Below are 608 nucleotides of genomic sequence, written 5' to 3'. Positions count from 1 at the left end.
TAGGAGGTACGCTTGGCCATATAGGTCTCATTTTTGGACTTGGTGCCATGCTTGGAAGATTACTTGCAGACGCAGGTGGATCCCACCGCATAGCCATGACGTTACTTAACAAATTTGGTGAAAAAAAGATACAGTGGGCAGTCGTATTTGCTTCATTCATTATAGGTATCACATTATTTTATGAAGTCGCTTTTGTCCTTTTAATTCCTATTGTATTTACCATTGCAAAAGAATTAAACATATCAATTATCAAATTAGGACTTCCTATGAGTGCAACTTTATTAGTAACGCATTCTTTTCTTCCACCACATCCAGGTGCAACAGCCGTTGCTTCTGAATATGGAGCAGATATTGGGATGGTTTTAATTGTAGGTATTATTATTGCCATTCCAACGGTTATTATAGCTGGTATATGGTATCCAAGAGTTATCGAGAAATTATCTCCCGGTATGTTCCATACAAACCGAGAAGTTGTATCAATAGGTGCACAAAAAACGTTTGCATTGGATAAAACCCCAGGGTTTGGAATCAGTATATTCACAGCAATTTTTCCTGTGATTTTAATCACATTAGGTTCTGTTGTTGATATGATTCAAGAAACTGTAGGA

At 37.2% G+C, this 608-nt stretch carries 1 protein-coding gene; it reads left to right on the top strand.

Going from position 1 to position 608, the window contains the following annotated elements; genetic code table 11:
• On the top strand, nucleotides 1-608 hold a 608-nt coding region (locus tag MOC86_RS22020), incomplete at both ends, for an SLC13 family permease (RefSeq protein WP_268586126.1).

It is taken from the genome of Priestia endophytica (assembly GCF_026790145.1).
In the GTDB taxonomy this organism is placed as follows: Bacteria; Bacillota; Bacilli; order Bacillales; family Bacillaceae_H; genus Bacillus_I; species Bacillus_I endophytica_A.
The sequence above is the reverse complement of the archived record's forward strand: the minus strand, read 5'-3'. Positions and strand labels throughout refer to the sequence as shown.